Annotated in this window: 15 protein-coding genes and 1 riboswitch; of the genes, 8 read left to right on the top strand and 7 right to left on the bottom strand. The window is 66.9% G+C overall.

Annotated features, from left to right (window positions below):
* Positions 1 to 45: 45 nt before the first annotated feature.
* A complete protein-coding gene (locus IEY07_RS13125; RefSeq protein ID WP_188895841.1) occupies positions 46 to 2694 on the bottom strand; it encodes a ribonucleoside-diphosphate reductase subunit alpha in 2649 nt (882 codons plus the stop codon).
* Between the two features lie 177 nt (positions 2695 to 2871).
* Positions 2872 to 3109, bottom strand: a riboswitch (cobalamin riboswitch).
* A gap of 177 nt (positions 3110 to 3286) precedes the next feature.
* On the opposite strand from IEY07_RS13125, the gene IEY07_RS13120 reads away from it, so the two are divergent.
* Positions 3287 to 4297: a YihY/virulence factor BrkB family protein gene (locus tag IEY07_RS13120; RefSeq protein WP_188895840.1), complete on the top strand. Its 1011-nt coding sequence runs from the start codon at positions 3287 to 3289 to the stop codon at positions 4295 to 4297.
* Between the two features lie 10 nt (positions 4298 to 4307).
* On the opposite strand, the gene IEY07_RS13115 is transcribed toward IEY07_RS13120, so the two are convergent.
* Both IEY07_RS13115 and IEY07_RS13110 read right to left on the bottom strand, forming a co-directional pair.
* Entirely contained in the window at positions 4308 to 5096 is a 789-nt protein-coding gene (locus IEY07_RS13115) for a class I SAM-dependent methyltransferase (RefSeq protein ID WP_188895839.1), read from the bottom strand.
* A 74-nt stretch (positions 5097 to 5170) separates the two neighbouring features.
* On the bottom strand, positions 5171 to 5722 hold the full coding sequence (locus tag IEY07_RS13110) for a P-loop nucleotide/nucleoside kinase family protein (protein WP_229670061.1): 552 nt from the start codon (positions 5720 to 5722) through the stop codon (positions 5171 to 5173).
* A 237-nt stretch (positions 5723 to 5959) separates the two neighbouring features.
* Between IEY07_RS13110 and IEY07_RS13105 the strand changes: the two genes are divergently transcribed.
* From IEY07_RS13105 to IEY07_RS13090, 4 genes are read left to right on the top strand one after another with little or no spacing between them, the layout of a single operon-like run.
* Positions 5960 to 7612, top strand: a complete 1653-nt coding sequence (locus tag IEY07_RS13105) for a wax ester/triacylglycerol synthase family O-acyltransferase (RefSeq protein ID WP_188895838.1) — start codon at positions 5960 to 5962, stop codon at positions 7610 to 7612.
* Positions 7609 to 8106: a DUF6912 family protein gene (locus tag IEY07_RS13100; protein ID WP_188895837.1), complete on the top strand. Its 498-nt coding sequence runs from the start codon at positions 7609 to 7611 to the stop codon at positions 8104 to 8106. Before IEY07_RS13105 ends, IEY07_RS13100 begins: the two co-directional genes overlap by 4 nt.
* 45 nt (positions 8107 to 8151) lie before the next feature.
* Positions 8152 to 8976, top strand: a complete 825-nt coding sequence (ku, locus tag IEY07_RS13095; RefSeq protein ID WP_188895836.1) for a non-homologous end joining protein Ku — start codon at positions 8152 to 8154, stop codon at positions 8974 to 8976.
* Between the two features lie 58 nt (positions 8977 to 9034).
* A complete protein-coding gene (locus IEY07_RS13090) occupies positions 9035 to 9304 on the top strand; it encodes an Lrp/AsnC ligand binding domain-containing protein (RefSeq protein WP_188895835.1) in 270 nt (89 codons plus the stop codon).
* Positions 9305 to 9693: 389 nt separating this feature from the next.
* Here IEY07_RS13090 and IEY07_RS13085 read toward each other — a convergent pair whose 3' ends face one another.
* Together IEY07_RS13085 and IEY07_RS13080 are read right to left on the bottom strand one after the other, a co-directional pair.
* Positions 9694 to 9951 (bottom strand): hypothetical protein, encoded by a 258-nt coding sequence (locus IEY07_RS13085; protein ID WP_188895834.1) that lies wholly within the window; start codon positions 9949 to 9951, stop codon positions 9694 to 9696.
* Positions 9952 to 10160: 209 nt separating this feature from the next.
* Complete coding sequence (locus tag IEY07_RS13080) at positions 10161 to 10631, bottom strand: DUF2505 domain-containing protein (RefSeq protein WP_188895833.1); 471 nt, start codon at positions 10629 to 10631, stop codon at positions 10161 to 10163.
* 137 nt (positions 10632 to 10768) lie between these two features.
* Here IEY07_RS13080 and IEY07_RS13075 point away from each other — a divergent pair, with 137 nt between their 5' ends.
* On the top strand, positions 10769 to 15706 hold the full coding sequence (locus IEY07_RS13075) for an NAD-glutamate dehydrogenase (RefSeq protein ID WP_188895832.1): 4938 nt from the start codon (positions 10769 to 10771) through the stop codon (positions 15704 to 15706).
* A 42-nt stretch (positions 15707 to 15748) separates the two neighbouring features.
* Here IEY07_RS13075 and IEY07_RS13070 read toward each other — a convergent pair whose 3' ends face one another.
* Positions 15749 to 16516 carry a MerR family transcriptional regulator gene (locus IEY07_RS13070; protein ID WP_229670113.1) on the bottom strand — a complete coding sequence of 256 codons (768 nt, stop codon included), beginning with the start codon at positions 16514 to 16516 and terminating at the stop codon, positions 15749 to 15751.
* Positions 16517 to 16543: 27 nt separating this feature from the next.
* Here IEY07_RS13070 and IEY07_RS13065 point away from each other — a divergent pair, with 27 nt between their 5' ends.
* Entirely contained in the window at positions 16544 to 17299 is a 756-nt protein-coding gene (locus tag IEY07_RS13065; protein WP_188895831.1) for an MFS transporter, read from the top strand.
* The gene (locus IEY07_RS13060) at positions 17260 to 17826 is read left to right on the top strand and encodes an MFS transporter (protein WP_229670112.1); all 567 of its coding nucleotides are present in this window, start codon (positions 17260 to 17262) and stop codon (positions 17824 to 17826) included. The genes IEY07_RS13065 and IEY07_RS13060 overlap by 40 nt, the downstream gene beginning before the upstream one ends.
* A 64-nt stretch (positions 17827 to 17890) precedes the next feature.
* Here IEY07_RS13060 and IEY07_RS13055 read toward each other — a convergent pair whose 3' ends face one another.
* Positions 17891 to 19423 (bottom strand): APC family permease, encoded by a 1533-nt coding sequence (locus IEY07_RS13055; protein ID WP_229670060.1) that lies wholly within the window; start codon positions 19421 to 19423, stop codon positions 17891 to 17893.
* Positions 19424 to 19425 lie beyond the last annotated feature (2 nt).

The following is a 19425-nucleotide window of genomic DNA, read 5'->3' as shown; positions in this document are numbered from 1 at the left end:
CCGCGATTATTGAGGAGTATGTGACCCCTCGGCCTGGGTGGGGAGTTACTGGCAGGACTCGCACTGCAGGCGCTCCTGCGGGTCGATGGGGCAGTAAGCGCCGTCGACCTCCTCGGAGTCGTAGCCCTCGTGCTCGGTGACCCGCGGCGCGTCGGCCTCGATGACCGGGAGCTGGGTGCGGTTCTCGGCCTGCAGTGCTGCATGCGGCGCCCGGTCCTCGGTCGCCGGCGATGAGGGCGAGGCGGGCCGTGCGAAGCCACCGAAACCGCGGCGGCCCCCGGAGCGTTCGCTCTCGGCGTCGCCGGTGCGCAGCTGCTCGGCCTTGTTGATCTTGACCGTGCTCTGCTCCGCGGTGTGCCGGGGCATCATGTGCAGGTAGTAGGTGGTCTTGACGCCCATCCTCCACGCGGTGCTGTAGAGATCGACCATCTCGCCGACATCGCGGCTGGCCAGGTAGATGTTGCGGCTGATCGCCTGGTCGATCCACTTCTGTGCCCGGGCTGCGACGTTGAGGTAGGCGTACGGGGACAGTTGGAAGCTGGTCCGGTAGATCTCCTTCAAGTCCCTCGGCACGCCGCTGATCTTGGACAGATCACCCTGGGCGCGCAGCAGATCGTCCTTGACATCGTCCCAGAGACCGCGTTCGACAAGATCACGAACGAGGTTCCGGTTGACCTCCAGGAACTTGCCGGCCGAGGTGGCCCGGCTGAAGAGCTGGCTGAATTGGGGGTCGAGCCCGGGCGTCGTACCGGCGACCAGGCCGATCGAGGCGGTCGGTGCGATCGCCATCAGGGTGGCGTTCCGTATCCCGCCCTTCACCTTGGTACGCAACGAATCCCAGTCCAGGCGGGTAGTTCGGTCGACCTCGACCGGGGTGTCGCGATCGGCCTGCAGCTCGTCCAGAGTGTCCACCGGGACCAGTCCCTGCGACCAGCGGGAGCCGGCGAAGTTGGCATACGCACCACGCTCGCGAGCAAGATCGGCACTGGCGTCGATCGCATGCCAGCTGACGAATTCGGTCAGCTTGTCGATGAGGTCGTACGCCTCCTCGCTCTCATAGCTGATCCCCAGACGCTCGATCACGTCGGTGAAACCCATGAGTCCCAGGCCGACCGCCCGGTTCAGCTCGTTGGAGCGTTCGGATTCCGGCACCGAGGAGATCGTGATGTCGATCAAGTTGTCCAGTTGCCGGACGGCGAGCCGGGTCGACTCGGCAAGCCGCTTCCAGTCGACCTGGGCCTGTTGCTTCGCCCAGACCAGATGCTTGGACAGGTTGACCGAGGCCAGGTTGCAGACGCTGATGTTGTCCCGGTCCTGCGGCAGGCAGATCTCGGTGCACAGGTTGGACAGGTGGATGGCGCCGGTGTTGTTGTTCAGGGCCCGGGTGTTGATCGTGTCCTTCCAGGTCAGCCACGGATGCGAGGTGGTCTGTAGGGAGATCAGGATCGACCGCCACTGCTCACGCGCCCTGATCCTGGTGAAGCGCTTGATCTCGCCACACTCGGCCATGTCGACGTATTCGGCATAGCGGCGGGAGAAGTCGGCGCCGTGGAGTTCGACGAGATCGCCGACCTCGAGTGGGTCGAAGAGATACCAGTCCTGGTCGTTCTCGACCCGCTTCATGAATTCGTCGGAGATCCAGACCGCGGTGTTTGCGGTCCGAGTACGGCGATAGGGATCGCCGGAGTTCTGCCGCAGGTCGAGGAACTGCGGAAAGTCGAGGTGCCAGTTCTCCAGGTAGAAGCACAGGGCGCCGAACTTCTTGCCGCCGCGGGACACCGCCCGCAGCGTCGAATCGATGGTGTGCATGAAAGGTATCGGACCGGTCGAGGTGGTGTTGTTGGACCGGATCGGCGAGCCCTCGCTGCGCAGTTTGCTGACCGAGAAGCCGATGCCGCCCGTGCCCTTGGTGATCCACATGACGTCACGGATGGACTTGGCGATGTGGTCGATGTCGTCCTCGGCCTGCATCACGAAGCAGTTGGACAGCTGGGAATAGGCGGTGCCGGCGTTGACCAGCGTCGATCCGGCGGCGAGGTACTCCAGCCGGGACATCTTGTCGTACAAGGAGATCGCGACCGGTGTCGGATCGGTCTCGTTGAGCGTCAGGCCCATCGCGACTCGCATCCAGAAGAACTGCGGCACCTCGAGCGGGCGGCGCTCATGGTCGGTGATCATGTATCGGGTGCGCATCGTCTGCGCCCCGATGTAGTGCAGCAGGTCATCACGATCCGGGTCGAGTGCCGAAGCCAGCCGATCAAGATCGAAGAGCTCGACCAGTCGGTGGTCCAGCAGTCCGGCGTCGACCCCGGCCCGCAGGTAACCGGCGAAGCGCTCGCGATGCCGATCGCGGACGGTGGTCCGGTGGACCCCGTCGCCGAGCACCGCCTTGTAGAGCGTCTTGATCAACAGGTGCGCGGCGATCTGGTCGAAGGCGGGATCGTCCTTGACGTTGCCCAGCGCGACTTGGATGACGGCCTCGTCGAGTTGGGTGGTGGTGATCTTGTCGAAGAGCGTGATCTCCAGATCGGACTGGATCTGGGTGGCGCGGGTGACCGAGTCGTCCAGGCCGCAGGCGGCCTCCTCGATCGATCGTGCGATCTCGTAGCCGTCGTACGGCTCGATGCTGCCGTCGCGCTTGACGACGGTGATGTCGGTTGTGCTGGTGTTGCTGGAGCTGGTGTTGATCGTCATCTGTCCATCCCTCGTGAATGCATGACCTGGTCGGGCATCCGCAGGGCGGGGGAGAGTCAAGGACGACGGGTCGGGCGACCGACAGCGATCTCGTGTCGTCACCGATCCGGCCCCTGGCCGTCCCTCGCGGCCGCGGACCACCAAACACCGACCGGTTCCTCTGGAGCAGAGGTCGTCCGGGGCGTCGGCGAACTGGCAGGTCTTCGGACTCACGAGCACGATCGGGTGGCGGCTCCCTGGCGAGGAGCACGCCGATCACCTACTGGCCGTCCCTTCCCGGACGCTGGGTGCGTCCAGTGGTTGTGACGACGGTCGTTCTCGATTACCGCTGCGGGGCAGTCCCGGTCTCGCACCGGGTTCCCTGTTGCCTCCGCCGACCTGGGTGGCCGACAGAACCAGTTGCACGAATCACTATATATGGGAATGACAGGGATGTAACTACCCAGATGTAGCTGTTCTGCGTGTCGTATCGGATTCTGGTCATATCCCAGACCCCTGCCGGGATCGACTGGGTAAAGGGCGTACGGACCCGCGACGGTCCAGTTGACCGCTCGCGGATCGAATCGGGTTGGCCCGGCGGACGGAGAGCGGGATGTCAGCGAGCGCGCACGTTGATCGTTTCCAACGGGAGCACCGCTGGACGGGCCTGCCGATCGCGGTGGTCTACAAGTACATCGATGATCAAGGCAGCTATCTGGCCGCGTTGGTCGCCTACTACGGCCTGGTGTCGCTGGTCCCGCTGCTGCTGGTGCTGAGTTCGGTGCTCGGATTCGTGCTGCAGGCCGATCCTGGACTGCAGCAGCGGATCCTGCATTCGGCCCTCAGTCAATTCCCGGGGATCGGCACCCAGATCAGAAGTTCGGCCGGTCTCCGCGGCAGCCCGGTGGCGTTGGTGGTCGGTCTGGTGGGGGCGTTGTACGGCAGCCTGGGGGCGGCCCAGGCGGCGCAGAACGTGATGAATGTCGCCTGGGCGGTTCCGCGCAACCGCCGTCCCGATCCGATCAGGTCCCGGCTGCGGAGTCTCGCTCTGGTCGGGACCGCCGGCCTGGGGGTCGTCGGGGTGACCATCTTGTCGGCATTGACCACCAGCGTCGGGGCCATCGGGCCGGATCTGGGAGTGTTGTCCACCGCGCTGGCCCTGGCCGGATCGATCGTGCTCAACGTCCTGATCTTCCTGGTGGTCTTCCGGATCTCCACGGCCCGCCGACTCACGCTCGGCGAGATGCTGCCGGGAGCTGTGACTGCCGCGGTGCTCTGGCAATTGCTGCAGACCTTCGGCACGGCCTACATCAGCCATGTGGTCCAACGGGCGACCATCGTCAACGGCACCTTCGCGTTCGTGCTCGGCCTGATCGCCTGGCTGTACCTGGCGGCGATGGCGCTGGTGTTCTCGGTCGAGATCAACGTCGTGCGCACCAAGCAGCTCTATCCCCGCGCGTTGCTCACTCCGTTCACCGACAACGTCGACCTGACCCGCGGTGACCGCCGGGCCTACTCCGATGCGGCCAAGGCCCAGCGGAACAAGGGATTCGAGCATGTCGACGTGTCGTTCGACCACGAGGGTCAGAACGCGTCCGCGCACTCCGCACCCAAGGACCAATAGCACCCTGTGGTCATTGCGATAGATGGCCACCGACCGAGAACAGGGCCGGCAACAGGTGATCGTGCGAGTCGGACGACAGTGTCGTCGGGGTGTGGTCGTCGCCGGGATGCTCGCGCAGGAAGTCGATCACCAGACCTGCCTTCGCCAGCGCGGTCACCACTGCACCGACCGGGTGGATCCATTCGTGTGTCTCCTGGTTCGTCAGGCCGACGTCCCGCACCGCGTACGACCTGTCCTCCGACGTGACGCTCGGTTCACCGCCGCCGAAGTACGTCGACGCCAGGCGGTATCCGCCGGGGAAGGGCTCCAGTGCCATTGCCAGCGGATGGATGTCCAGCAGGTAGAACCTGCCGCCGGGACGGATCAGGTCGACGCAGTTGCGCGCCCAGCGGTCGAGATCACCGAGCCACATCAGCACCCCGCGGGACGTGAATACCAGGTCGTACCTGCGGCCCAAGGTAGCGGCCGCGTCCAGTACGTCGGACTCGACGAACGTGGCGTTGATCGTCGTTCGGGTCGACAGCCGGCGGGCTATCCGCAGCGACTCGGTGGAGAAGTCGACGCCGGTCACGGTCGCGCCGCTCCGGGCCAGCGACAGGGTGTCCAGTCCGATGTGGCACTGCAGATGGCAGATCTCCAGCCCGGCCACCGGACCGAGCTCGGCCTTCTCGATCGCGCCGAGGCTGTCCGGGTCGTCGACGAAACTTTCGGTCGCGTAGAACGCCGACGCCGCGTGATGCGGCGCCACCTCGTCCCAGAAGGCACGATTGACTGCGGTGTGCTCGCTCACGGTGCTCACCGTTTCAGATTCCATGATCATGCGCACTCGATTTCACGCCGTGTTCGATTTCATGCCGTGTTCGAGGCCGTGTCTCATGTCGTCGCGAAGGCTGCGATCTCCTCGATTGTCGGCCGGTAGCCGTCGGTGGTGTCCACGTCCAGCGTCGGGACTTCCAGGTGGATCGCCTCCCAGTCCGCGGCGACGGTCTCCAGGGTGCCCGCATCCGCGTGGGCGGCCCGAGTCGGCACTGAAGCCATCCGCTCCCGGCGGCGCCGCAACATCACCTCGTCCTCGGCGCGGCAGCGGATCACCCTGAGGTCGGCCAGTCCGAGCAGCGGCTGCAGTCCTCGGGACCACAGTGGGTGCTGGAATGCGGCATCGCCGATGATCGTCACCCCGCCTCGCAGCAGCAGCCCCAGGGTCTCGAAGAAGATCGGAAAGGCGCGCATGGTCAGCGGGTCAGAGACGCCCGCCAAGAATCCGGGACCGTGGGACAGCACCAGACCTTCCTTGATCTCGTCCCGGCAGATGGCCGGGCAGCCGATCCGGGCGGCCAGCCGATGGGTCAGCGTGGTTTTGCCCGAGCCGGCCTGACCGCTGACGATGATCAGCTTCGGCTCCAGAGCAGCTTCCTGACCGGACACGTTGGATCTCCTCCTGGGTCGTGGGCTTCCTTGATACCAAGATCAGGCGCCCGGAGGCGCGACGACGACGGCATCTCTCGCCCTGCGACAGGGGGCTGGCGTGTCGTGAACCCGGCGGGCTATTCATTGAGGAGAGGCTGGAACCACCGACGGGCACCCTCGTGCGGGCCGCTGGGTAACCTGATCCGGGATGTGCAGATCCGGAGTCGGAACCGGGTCGGACGGAGCGGAGGGCGGATGCCGGACCGATTGACGGCGTTGGAGCAGACGACGCTCGCGCTCGACACCGCCCGGACGCCGGCGACGGTGGGGACCGTCGACATCTTCGCCCCCGGACCGGACGGCTTCGACTACGAGCGGCTGATCGGACTGATCCGGGACCGGATCCGGTACGTGCCGCGCTACCGACAGCGCATCCTCGGCGTCCCTGGCCGGCTCGCCGACCCGGTCTGGGTCGACGACAACGACTTCGATCTCACCTTCCACGTCCGGCGCTCCGCGCTGCCGAGACCGGGCAACCGGCAGCAGCTGCGGGAATTCGCCGGCCGGGTGCTCTCCCGGCGGATCGATCGCACCCGTCCGCTGTGGGAGCTGTATTTCGTCGAGGGTCTCGAGGACGACGGCTTTGCGCTGGTCGGCAAGACCCACCAGGCGCTGGTGAACGGGCTGGACACGGTCGACCTGATTCAGGTCCTGCTCGACAACAGCCCGGACGAACCGGTGGATCCCCAGGACAACTGGCATCCGCTGCCCGAGCCCTCGGCGATCGAGCTGGTCGCCGGAGCGGTGACCGAGGGGCTGCGGGATCCGACCCGGACGCTGGCCAATTTCCAGCATGCGCTGACCGACGCCGTTGGAGTCGCCGTCGCCGTCAGCGAAGCGGTCGGCTTCAGCGGCGCACTCAGCGATCTCGCCGCCGACGCGCTGCGCGGCACCCGGATACCGGGCCGTACGCCGCTGGCCGGGATGGTCTCCGAACAGCGCCGGGTGGCGGTGATCTCGGCCGACCTCGATGATCTTCGCGCGGTCCGCACCGAACATGATCACACCATCAACGACGTCGTCCTGGCGATGATCACCGGGGGGCTGAGATCCTGGCTGATGACCCGCGGCGAGACCATCGGCCCGGCCTCATCGGTGACCGCCCTGGTGCCGATGAGCGCTCTGGAGGATCCCGATTCGCCGGAGGCATCGTCGCTGGGCAGCAGGGTCGTGCCGCACCTGATGCGGCTGCCCGTGGGTGAGGCGAATGCGTCGATCAGACTGCACCAGATCGGGTACGGGACCCAGGCACACAAGGATTCCGGCCAGGCCATCGGAGCGCGGACGATCTCCGACATCGCCGGATTCGCGCCGGTCACCTTGCATGATCTCGGCGTCCGGACGGCCGGCGAACCGACCCGCAGGCCGTACGATCTCTTGATCACCAACGCGCCGGGTCCGCAGGCGCCGGTCTATCTCGGCTCCGCGCCGCTGGTGGCGAGCTATCCGATCATCCCACTGTCCAGCGGGCATCTGCTGGCGATCGGTGCGACGTCGTACAACGGCCGGATCTTCATCGGGCTGAACGCTGACAGGGACGCCTTCCGCGATCTCGACGTGCTCGCCCAGTGCATGACCGACGCTCTGGAAGAATTGCTGGATACAACGGTCCGGGCCCGCGCGCACCGACCGCCGACGCGTGCGGCAACTGCCGAGGCCAAGGCCAGAGTCCAGGCCCGTAAGGAATCCGCCGCCAAGAAGTCAGCTGCCAAGAAAGCAGCCGCCAAGAAAGCAGCCGCGAAGAAGGCGACGGCGACGAAGACGACGAAGAAGACAGCGGCGACGAAGGCAGCGGCGAAGAAGCGCACTGCACCGGACACCGACGAACCAGGGGAGACCACATCGTGAAGCCTGTTCCTCGGATGATGGTCTTCATCCCGGCCGACCATGATCACGCGACGGCGCTCCGGGCAGCAGGCAGTTCCGACGAGCAGTTCTCCGCATTCGCCGCGACCGGACAGATGATCAAGGCCCACGACTATCGCCCGGACGAACGCGAGGACGCCGATTACGCGGCGCAGTTGTACGCCTCCCTGGCCGGCCTGGCCACCTCGGGTGACGACCGGCGGCTGGTGCTGGCCGCCGACGTCCCGATCGCCCGGGTCCACGACGGCGCCACCGACGGCAGCTACGGGGCGATCACGGTGACCGGACTCGACTGGTCCGATGTGAGGGCGGTCTTCGTCGACGCTCCGGAGGCGGTCGAAGCGGTCCGGAAAGCCAAACAGGCGCTGCCCGCGGCAGCTGGTGATGGCCTGGACGCAGTGCTCGGGCTTGGAGAGGTCACCGCCCTGACCGATGATCACGAGTTGCTCTGGCACACGCCGGACGAAGACTGGTAGCGCAGACAGGCCGATGTTGTCGGTCGTCTGGGGCAGACTAGGGCCATGCCACGCTCCATCTGGAAGGGCGCCATCTCGTTCGGCCTGGTCACCATCCCGGTCAAGTTGTTCTCGGCCACCGAGGAGAAGGACGTCAGTTTCCGCCAGGTACACCCCGAGGACGGGGGCCGGATCAAGTACAAGCGCGTCTGCGAGAAGTGCGGCAAGGAGATTCCCTTCGCCGAGATCGCCAAGGGCTACGAGCTGCCTGACGGCCGGGTGGTGATCCTGGATGCCGAGGACATGGCCTCGCTGCCGTTGCCCACGATGAAACAGGTCGAGGTGGTGCAGTTCGTCGCCGAGGACGACATCGATCCGACCTATTTCGCCAAGACCTACTTCCTGGAGGCGGAGGGGCCCGGCGTCAAGCCGTACGTGCTGCTCCGGGACGCTCTGCTCAAGACCAACCGCTGCGCGCTGGTCAAAGTCGCGATCCGGTCCCGGGAAGCGCTCGCCCTGGTTCGGCCGAAGGGCGGCATCCTGCTGATGCACACCATGCTGTGGCCCGACGAGCTGCGCGACGGCGGCTTCGTCGCGCCGCCGTCCGACATCACCGTCTCCGACGGGGAGATCGCGATGGCGCAGAACTTCATCGACGCCCTGGCCGGCGACTTCGACCCGGGAGCGTACGCCGACAGCTACCGGGAGGCGGTCGAGACGCTGGTCGAGTCCAAGCTCGAGGGCGCCGAGTTGCCGGCCGAAGAAGAAGAGCCGCAGGAGGCGGAGGTCGTCGACCTCGTGGCCGCGCTCCGTGCCTCGGTGGAGGCGGCCAAGAAGCGTCGCGCCGACGCCGAGCAACAGACCGACTCCACGGCAGGCAAGGCCGTCTGACAGATTCCGTCGGTTCACCGGGCTGATCGCCTTCCGGACCCTCGTCGAGCCTGCGCTGTTGGGATACGCCTGCGAGTGCATGGTCTGGCTGTCGGTCGCTCCGGAAAGTCTCGAGCCGGCGGCGCTGGCGCTAACCCGCCATCCCGCGACGAAGTATCTGTCGGCGACGGCGGGCCGCTACAACCTGGTCGGACTGGTCGTCGTCGAGCACTACCAGGACCTGTACGACTTCGCGTCCAAGGTCCTCGGGGCACTGCCCGGTGTCCGCGATCTTGATCTCACCCTCCCAGATGCGCACCTACAAGCGGGTCTGGACACCGGTCGGTGAGGCGGTCTACACCGAGTCCTCGCACGAGGGTGAATTGTTCGGGTTGGACTACTAGCCCGTTCCCGGATCCGCTGATCATCAGCTACCAAGATCACCGGATCCAGCAGTACGACGTTGCCGAGCTGGATGAGATATGAGCAGGAGAATTCCGTGAACAGTAAGAAGAACAGCCGTGGCAGTGGTCGGAGGAGACCTGGCGTGGCAAGGTCGAACAGGTCCGCGCAGGCCGGCCGCGACCACCAGCCCGGAGCGATGCCCGCTGATGTGCGGATGGAGGGTGAGCTGGGCCGGCAGAGCGCGTAGGAGTTGATCTCCGATAACAACCGGCGCCGGCGAGAGCACCATCGATCCGCTGCGGCTGTCGCGTCGAGGACGCAAGGCGATCATCATCATTTCGTGTCTGGGGACGATTCCGGAGGCTCCCAGCGGAACAGGAACCGGATGCCGGAGGCGCCGGCCACCCAGATGATCATCGCGGCGACCAGGACCTTGATCGCCTCGGTGTCGGAAGTGTCGCTGAGGATCCGCAGCCGGTCGGGATTTGTGGGAACGTACTGGATCCAGATCGCGCCGCGCCCGTAGCCCCAGTCCGGCGGCCGTACCCAGCAAGGCCGCTTGACCCAGGCCGTGTGCTCGCCGCCCGGCACCGGAAAGCGGACACGGATCCGCTCGTAGCCGGTGTCCTTCAGGAAACAGGTCAGATTCTGGTTCAGGATCCTTCCGTCGGCGGTGACCGCATCCTGGAAGCGATGCAGGTGGTACGCCTTCGCGGCGATCCCGGCCAGCGCCAGCAGGACGCCGAGCAGGACCGCCGTGACGAAGGGCCGCCGCCACCAGGACGGCGCTGACGACCGGCTCAGCCGGCCAGCCAGTCGGCGCCCACCTTCTCCTGGGTGACGAAACCGGCGAGGACCGCAGGAGCCGCTGCCTCCTCGAGCTTCTTGCCCAGCAACGGGACGTTGACCTTCAGTTCTCCGGCGAAGGCGAGGGTGCTGCCGGCACCACCGGCTGAGAGCTGGTACCGGCCGTTGAATGTCACCGGCTGGCCGGGCACCCGCAGGTTCACCGTGGCGGTCCGGGAGCCGTCGTCGCCGGCGTCGGCCCAGGTGACGTCCTCGACCACGGTCAGGGTGGCGCCTGTGAACGGCCGCGCCGCGTCGGGAGCCGGCAGATCGCGACTGGTCTTGATGTTGTTGCCGTCAACGATCACGTCATGGTTCGTCGCGTGGCTCTGCTCGCAGACCTGCTCCTGGAAGGACTTGTCGGTCAGCATCGCGAACACCTTGTCGGGAGTTGCGGCGAACTCGGCGCGGGTATCGATATTCATGAACCACATCATGACGTACGAGGGAAACACCTGCCGTCCATCACCGGTCACACCGGCGAATTCACTCCCGCCGGGGCTAATCTCGATGAGCGGCGCACGGGGTCGTACGCCGCCGAGGACACACCAGGACGGTCGGGTTGCGAACACGGGAAGCCGATATCGAGCGGCACAAGCACGCCAAACTGAAGGAGGTCGCCTCCCAGGGGGCGGCGATCGCCCGGGAGTTCGGACAGGATCCGGACCAGGTCCGGGAATTCCTGGGCCACTACTTCCGCCACGTCGACGCCGACGACGTGGACATCCGCACCGACGCCGACCTGCTCGGCCTCGTCGCCAGTCACTTCCGGCTGGCCTCTCAGCGTCCATCTGCGACCGCGAAGGTGCGGGTTTTCACCCCGTCCCGGCAGGCCGACGGCTGGAGCGCCAACGGCGCGACCGTCGTCCAGATCGTCACCGACGACCAGCCGTTCCTGGTCGACTCGGTGACGATGGAGGTGTTGCGGCAGGGCTGGACGATCCGTGAGGTCTTCCATCCGCAGTATCTGGTCCGCCGCGATGTCACCGGCCGGCTGCAGTCGGTGCTGCACGTCGCCGAAGCTTCGGGCGACCCGTCGGTCATCGGCGAGTCCTGGATGCATGTCGAGGTGGCGCCGACCGACGCGGTCGAGCCCGGCGAGACCGCCGACGCCGAGCTCGAGGCAGGTTTGCGGGAGGTGTTGCGCAACGTCGGCGAAGCAGTTGCCGACTGGGACAAGATGCGGCTGATGGCAGCCAGTGCCTTCACCCAGCTGCGGCCGGCGCCCGGCACCCGGCCGGAGGAGGTCGACACCGCCCGGGTCCTCCTGGACTGGCTGGTCGAGGACAACTTCACCTTCCTCGGCTACCGCGAATTCTCCGTACGCGCGCAGCCCGGCTCACAGTCGCCGTACGCGATGGACCCCGTTCCCGGTACAGGTCTCGGCATCCTGCGCGCCGACCAGGCGGCCGCCGAATCCTTCGCCGCGGTACCGCTGCCGGGTCCCGGCACGCCGCAGCTGCTGGTGATCACCAAGGACGACGCCAAGGCCCGGGTGCACCGGCCCAGCTACCTGGACTACATCGGGCTGCGAAGCTTCGACGACCAGGGCCGGGTCGTGGGCGAGCGGCGCTTCCTCGGCCTCTTCGCCTCGACCGCCTACACCGACTCCGTGACCCGGATCCCGGTTCTGGCGCAGAAGGCCGAAGCGGTGCTCGAACGCTCCGGCTACGCCGCCGGCAGCCACGGCGCCCAGGCGATCCTGGACGTGCTCAACGGTTATCCCCGGGACGAGCTGTTCCAGGCATCGGTCGGTGAACTGGCGCCGACCGTCGAGCGGATCAGCCGGCTCAAGGAACGTCGGCAGGTCCGGGTGTTCGCCCGCAGGGACGGCTACGGCCGCTATCTGTCCTGCCTGGTGTACTTCCCCCGCGACCGCTACACCACCGCCGTCCGCAACCGGATGGAACGGGTCCTGGTCGACTTCGTCGGCGGCGGCTCGGTCGATTACACGACCCGGGTCTCCGAATCGGTCCTGGCGCGGCTGCATTTCGTGGTCCGGACCCCGCCGGGACAGACCATCGGCGACGTCGACGTGCTGGAACTGGAGCAACGGCTGGCCGCCGCCGCCCGGTCTTGGGACGACAACTTCGCCGCCTTGATCGGCGAGCGGGGCGGGGCCGGACGGCTGAGCGCCGACCAGTTGGTCCGGATCGCACGGACGCTGCCGGAGGGCTACAAGGAGGACTTCACCCCGGCGCAGGGACTCGCCGATCTGCAGGCACTGGCCGGTCTGCTGCGCGGTTCGGGACCGGGCACTGGCGCGAGTGTCACGCTGAATGCCGGCCAGGACCTGGCCCTGGCGCTCTACCGCCCCGACGACGAGGGCGACCAGGCCGATCTGCGGTTGAAGATCTTCCGCACCAGAGCCGAGCTGTCGCTGTCCCGGGTGCTGCCGCACCTGTCGCTGCTGGGCGTCGACGTGGTCGACGAGCATCCCTACGAACTGCCGTTCGGGTCTGCTGCGGACGGCAGCCCGCTGACGGCCCATGTGTACGAATTCGGCTTTCGGGTGCCCGGCGGGCGGACCGGGGTCGAGAAGCGCTGGAACAGCGCCGCCCGGGCGTCGTTCATGGATGCGTTCCGGGCCTCCTACACCGGGCTGGCCGAGGCGGACCCGTACAACGCACTGGTGATGGGTGCCGATCTCGGCTGGCGGGAGGTGAGCCTGTTGCGGGCCATCGGCCGTTACCTCCGGCAGGGCGGCAGCAATTACAGCCAGACCTTCATCGCCTCGGCGCTGGCCGACAACACCGAGATCAGCCGGCAGTTGGTGGCGATCTTCGCAGCCCGTTTCGATCCGGAGGCCGGCGAGGACCAGGAGACCAGGAAGAAGCGGGCCGACGAGATCCTGTCCAGGATCCGGTCAGGCCTGGACGACGTTGCCAGTCTTGATCATGATCGGATCATCCGGTCGTATCTGGCGGTGATCAACGCCGTGGTGCGGACCAACTTCTACCAGTCCCACCGACCGGCGATCGCGCTGAAACTGCTGCCTCGCAAGATTCCCGGGCTGCCGGAGCCGAGGCCGGCGTACGAGATCTACGTCTATTCGCCGCGGGTGGAGGGGGTCCATCTGCGCTTCGGCCCGGTGGCGCGCGGCGGTCTGCGCTGGTCGGACCGCTCCGAAGACTTCCGGACCGAGGTGCTCGGGCTGGTCAAGGCGCAGATGGTCAAGAACACCGTGATCGTCCCGGTCGGTGCCAAGGGCGGCTTCTACTGCAAGCAATTGCCGGATCCGAGTGCGGACCGCGACGCCTGGATGGCCGAGGGAATCGACTGCTACAAGATCTTCGTCGGCAGTCTGCTGGACGTCACCGACAACATCGTTGCCCAGGAAGTGGTCCGCCCGGACCGGGTGATCAGCTACGACGACGAGGATCCGTATCTGGTCGTGGCAGCGGACAAGGGGACCGCGACCTTCTCCGACATCGCCAACCAGGTCGCGGTCGACCGCGGCTACTGGCTCGGTGACGCCTTCGCCTCCGGTGGTTCGGCCGGCTATGACCACAAGAAGATGGGGATCACCGCCCGGGGCGCCTGGGAATCGGTCCGGCGGCACTTCCGTGAGCTCGGTGTGGACGTGCAGAGCCAGGACGTCACCGTGGTCGGTATCGGCGACATGAGCGGCGATGTCTTCGGCAACGGAATGCTGCTCAGCAAACACCTCAAGCTGGTCGCGGCCTTCGACCATCGGCACATCTTCATCGACCCGCACCCGGATCCCGCTGCCAGCTGGGACGAGCGGAAGCGGATCTTCGACCTGCCCCGGTCGAGCTGGAACGACTACGACAAGAGCCTGCTGTCGCCGGGCGGCGGGATCTTCGCCCGGCACCTCAAGGCGATCAAGATCACCGACGAGATGCGGGAAGTGCTGGACCTGGCCGGGGATGTCAGCAAGTTGTCACCCGCGGAGTTGATCAGCGCGATCCTGAAGGCCCCCGTCGACCTGCTCTGGAACGGCGGTGTCGGCACCTATGTCAAGGCGACCCGGGAGAGCCACGCCGACGTCGGCGACAAGGCGAACGACTACCTGCGGGTCAACGGCGCTGATCTTCGGGCCCGATGTGTGGGGGAGGGCGGCAATCTCGGATTCACCCAGCTCGGCCGGATCGAGTACGCGTCCGCCGGCGGCAAGATCAACACCGACTTCATCGACAACTCGGCGGGTGTCGACACCAGCGATCACGAGGTCAACATCAAGATCCTGCTCGCCGACGAGGTGGCCTCCGGCCGACTGACCGACACCGACAGAGATGCACTTCTGGCGGCGATGACCGACGAGGTCGCCGAACTGGTGCTGGCTAACAACCAGGCGCAGAATCTGGCCCTGGCCAACAGCGAATTCGAGGCGCCGTCGATGGCCGGCGTGCACGAGGACTGGATGCAGCGACTGGCCGGTCAGGGACTGCTGGACCGGGAGCTTGAGTTCCTGCCCAGCACAACCGAACTGGCCGAACGCCGGAAGCAGCGGCGCGGCCTGACGACGCCGGAGTTGTCGACCCTGCTCGCCTACACCAAGATCGTCCTGGACCGTGAAGTCCTGGACACCGATCTGCCCGACGATCCGGACCTGCGGCACCTGCTGATCGACTACTTCCCCGAGCAGCTGCGGAGCCGGTATGCGGGGCTGATGGACAACCACCGCCTGCACCGGGAGATCATCGCCACGGTCGCGGTCAACCGGTTCGTCAACCAGGCCGGGATCACCTGCTTCCACCGACTCAGCAGCGAGACGCCGGCCACGATCGCCGATCTGATGCGGGCCCAGGTCGCGGCCCGGATCCTGTTCCGCGCCGATGACCTGGAGGAGCGGATCGGCCGACTTGATCACCAGGTCGACGCCGCCGAGCAGACAAGGCTCCGGCTTGAGGTGCGCAAGCTCCTCGAGCGCGCCACTCGTTGGCTGGTGGTCAACCGTCGCGGATCACTGCGGATCTGCGAGGTCGTTGACACCTTCTCAGCCGGAGTCGATGCTGTGCTCGACGCGCTCCCGCAGCTGTTGACCGGACGCGATGAGCAGGCCTACGACCGCAACCGCACCCGTTCCGAACTGGCCGGCGTCGACGCCGGGCTTGCCGGGTCGATCGCGTTGCTGCCGCAGGCGTACGCCGCGCTGTCGATCACCCAGACGGCCAACCGGGATGATCATGATCCGGTCCGGGTCGCGGACGTGCATTTCACGTTGGGGCAGCGGCTCGGTCTGGACCGGCTGCTGGACAAGATCACGGGTCTGCCCCGCGATGATCGCTGGGAGACGATGGCGCGGGCCGCATTGCGCGACGATCTGCACGCGGTCCAGGCCCGGCTGACCGCCGAGTTGCTCGGCCTCGGCGACGACGCAACCTCTCCGGACGAGCTCTTCGAGCGCTGGCAGGCGTCGATCGGCACCGCGGCCCGGGAGATCGAGACTATCTCGGCGATCAGCGAGTCCGAACCCGATCTCGCCCGGCTGTCGGTCGGACTGCGCGCTGTACGCTCCCTGCTCGGTCAGCAGTGATCCTCCGACGATCGCTGGGCTTGTCGATGCGCGATTCCAGTATCACTGCAGCGGGAAGACCGGCCAGCCCACCTCGGTCCGCAATCCTGGATCCGGGGCGTCGACCGGATCGAGGTGGTATTCGCGGATCGGGCCGGCGACGCCGATCGCCCGCTGGGTGACGTAGCTGCCGAGCTTGGCATAACTGCGATCCAGCTCCGAGCAACTGCCGAGGTGGGTGGTCACGGCCAGGTCCGCCGCCGGCACCCGGGTCAGGATCACCCGCTCGTTGACGGCTTGGTCGGTGGGCAGATCCACCGACCGGCCGCCTGCCGGCAGCTCGACCGGGATGAAGACGGCGACCTTCGAGGTGACCACCTCACCCAACTCGGCGTAGCCACCGTCGGTGAAGAAGTCCGCGTCGTAGAGCGAGCCGTCCGGGCCGGTCCGCCGCAGCCCGGTCTCGGCCAGTGCATCGCCGACCAGCCGCCGGGCCGTGGGGAGCAGCGGGCCGTTCAGCCGGTGGGAGGACCTGCTGATCACCCCGATCGCCCAGGTCTCGGGTATCCGCCGGTGCTCGACCACCAGCGGTGTTTCGTCGGCCTCCAGCAGTCGTCGCAGTGATCGTACGGCCGACTGGGTCTCGGCCAGTCGCGACTCCATCCGCTCCAGGTGGCTGATCATGGCCGCGTTCCTGGTGGCGGCATCAGGCGCCTGCAACACCTGCCGCACCTCCTCCAGCGGCATCCCGAAACCACGCAACCGCAGGATCACCTGGGCCTCTGGCAACTGGTCGGTGTCGTAACGGCGGTAGCTGGTGTCAGGGTCGATCTCGGCCGGTCGGAGCAGTCCGATGTCGTGATAGTGCCGCAGCGTCTTGATGCTCAGGACTTCTTCATCGTCAATTACGGCCTGACCATGGCGGTCTTCCTGATCGCCGGTGGCCGGCTGGCCGATCGGGTCGGGCGTCGCCGGGTGCTCGCGGCCGGCATCGCGCTCTTCGCGCTGGCCTCGCTGGGTTGCGGGATGGCCGCCGGTCCGGCGTTCTTGATCACTGCGCGGCTGGTCCAGGGCGTCGGCGGTGCGCTGATGTCGCCGACGGTGCTGGCGATCATTGGTGGCCTGTACGCCGGCCCGGACCGCCGCCGCGCCCTCGGCATCTACGGGATGGTGATGGGCGGTGCTGCCATCTGCGGCCAGCTGATCGGTGGGTTGTTGATCAACGCCGATCTGTTCGGCTCCGGCTGGCGGGCGATCTTCCTGATCAATCTGCCGCTGTCGGTGCTGGCCCTGGCGCTGTTGCGGATCGTGCCCGAGTCCCGGGCGGCCGTACGGCGCCCGATCGACCTGCTGGGTCTGGTCCTGGTGGGAGCCTCACTCGGTGCGATCATGCTGGCGCTGGTCCAGGGACGCGAGCAGGGCTGGCCGCTCTGGTCCTGGCTGAGCCTGGGCGGCGCGGCCGCATTGCTGGCGGTCACGGTAGCGCAGCAGCGGCGACTGGCCGCGCGCGGGGTGCGCCGTTGTTCGAGCCGGTGGCCTTCGCCTCCCGCAATGTCCGCATCGGCCTCGTGGCGATGCTGCTCTACCAGCCGAGCCAGGCGTCGCTCTACCTGATCCTGGCGCTGTATCTGCAGCAGGGCAGGGGATTGGGCCCGGTCGCTTCCGGTTTGGTGTTCGGGATTCTCGCTGCCGGCTATTTGATCACCTTGCTGCCAACTCCCGGGCTGATCCACCGGTTCGGGCGCCGAGTGCTGATGGCTGCCGCGATCGTGTTGGCTGCGGGTTTCGTCGTCCTGTCGGCGACGCTGGCCGGAATCGGCACCGGCGACTCGATCATCGCGCTGTTGCCGGGGCTGTTCCTGATCGGGCTGGGTCAGGGATTTGGCCTCAATTCCCTGGTGACCTTGATCGTCGCGGGCGCCGACCCCGAGCACGTCGCTTCGGCGGCGGGTGTCCAGGCGACTGTCCAGCAGGTCGGTTCGGCACTCGGCGTCGCCGTCATCGGGGTGGTCTTCTTCGGTCTTGTCGATCATGGTCTGGGAGCTGCTTTCGCTGTGTCCGCTGCGATCCTGGCCGGTCTGATGATCATCGTCGGGCTGCTGGCCGGGCTGTTGCCGGCCAGCAGCTCGAGGGCGTCATGACGATCTGATGACTGGGCCGGAGCTGACGTGGAGCAAGGACCGTGCACAACTTCCAACGACGGGACTACTGATCGCTCGTGGACGGCCGGGCGGCCTGCAGTCCCTCCGACTGGGTGAGCAACTCGCCTGCTCGCCGGGCTGCCGCCGGTCGGGCCAGCACCACGACGAGCACGATCACCAGGACGGCGGTCGCCAGTCCCGGGCCCCACAGCGCGGCCCCGCTGGGCAGCGGCACGACATTGCGGAACAGGGTGTAGACCAGCAGCGCCATCGCCAGGATCGGGATCACCAGCTCCCAGCGGCGTACCGGCTTCACACCGGGCGCCGGCTTACCGGAGAAGAACAGCAGCCGGACGCAACCGAGCGTTGCCAGGCCGTAGGCGATCAGCAGGACCAGCGTGCCGGACGTTCCGCTGTTGATGAAGAGATTCAGCGACGACGACCGGAAGACCAGCAGCGCGATCACCTCGATCAGGAACATCACGATGATCGATGCGCCGACGGCGCGATGGGGCACGCCGTGACGATCATGGACCTGGGCGAGCGGCTTGGGGCCGAGGCCGTCGCGGCTCAGGGCGAAGATCAACCGGGACGCACCGACAGTACTGGCCAGGCAGCAGGCCGCCGCGGAGAAGGTCGCACCGATGGTGATGATCGTTCCCAGCCACGGTGTCACCCAGTTGGAGGCAAGATCACCGATCAGCGACCCGGAGTTGATGAAGGTCTGGATGCCGGCGGAATCGGTGCCGTAGGCCATCACCTCGACCGCCGTGACGACGACGAAGAAGACGCCGCCGAAGATCGCCGTACCGAGGATCGCGCGCGGAATGTCGCGCTTGGGTTCGCGGGCCTCCTCACCGAGGGTGGCGGCAGCCTCGAAGCCGGCGAAGGACAGGAAACCGAAGACGATGCCGAGGAAGACAGTCGAGGCGCCGTGCCCGGCGACGCTGAAGACCGACAGGGTGAACGTCCGCCCATGCGGCGCCGTACCACCCAGCAGCTTGACCAGCACGATCACTGTCACGATCAGGATCAGCGCGACGGTGACGGTCTCGACCACCAGCAGTACTCGGGTGCCGCCCTTGGCCTGCCTGCTGGCCAGGAACCAGACGATCAGCAGCACCACCCAGGAGAAAATGTAGGCCATCCAGTCCGGCGCGCCCGACCACAAGCCGGAGGTGGACAGCAGGTCGTTGATGAAGCGGCCGGCTGCCATCGAGGTGACCACGCCGAAGAAGATGTAGGTGCCGGCGTTGAGCCAGCCGGCGATGATCCCGGCCCGCGGGCCGAGCGTGGCGCCCACGAAGCCGTAAACACTGCCGGAATGGCTGAAACGCTGGCTGAGCCGGACGAAGGTGTACGCGATCAGCAGCACCCCGACGGTGGCCAGTGCGAACGCCAGCGGGACGGCACGGCCGAGCACCGACGCCGTACCTTGCGGGTTGATGTTGGCAGCCATCGACGGGGCCATCAGCGCCAAGCTGACGCCGATCGCCTCCCAGACGCTGAGATTGCGTTTCAGCCCGCTGCCGGAGGTCGTGGCCTCCGACGAAGCGGCTGGTGTCATGCCGGGTGATGCGCTGGACGTTTCGGACATGG

The sequence above is a fragment of the Microlunatus endophyticus genome, assembly GCF_014646195.1.
GTDB lineage: Bacteria > Actinomycetota > Actinomycetes > Propionibacteriales > Propionibacteriaceae > Microlunatus > Microlunatus endophyticus.
Note: the sequence above shows the minus strand (reverse complement) of the source record. Positions and strands in the feature narration are given on the sequence as shown.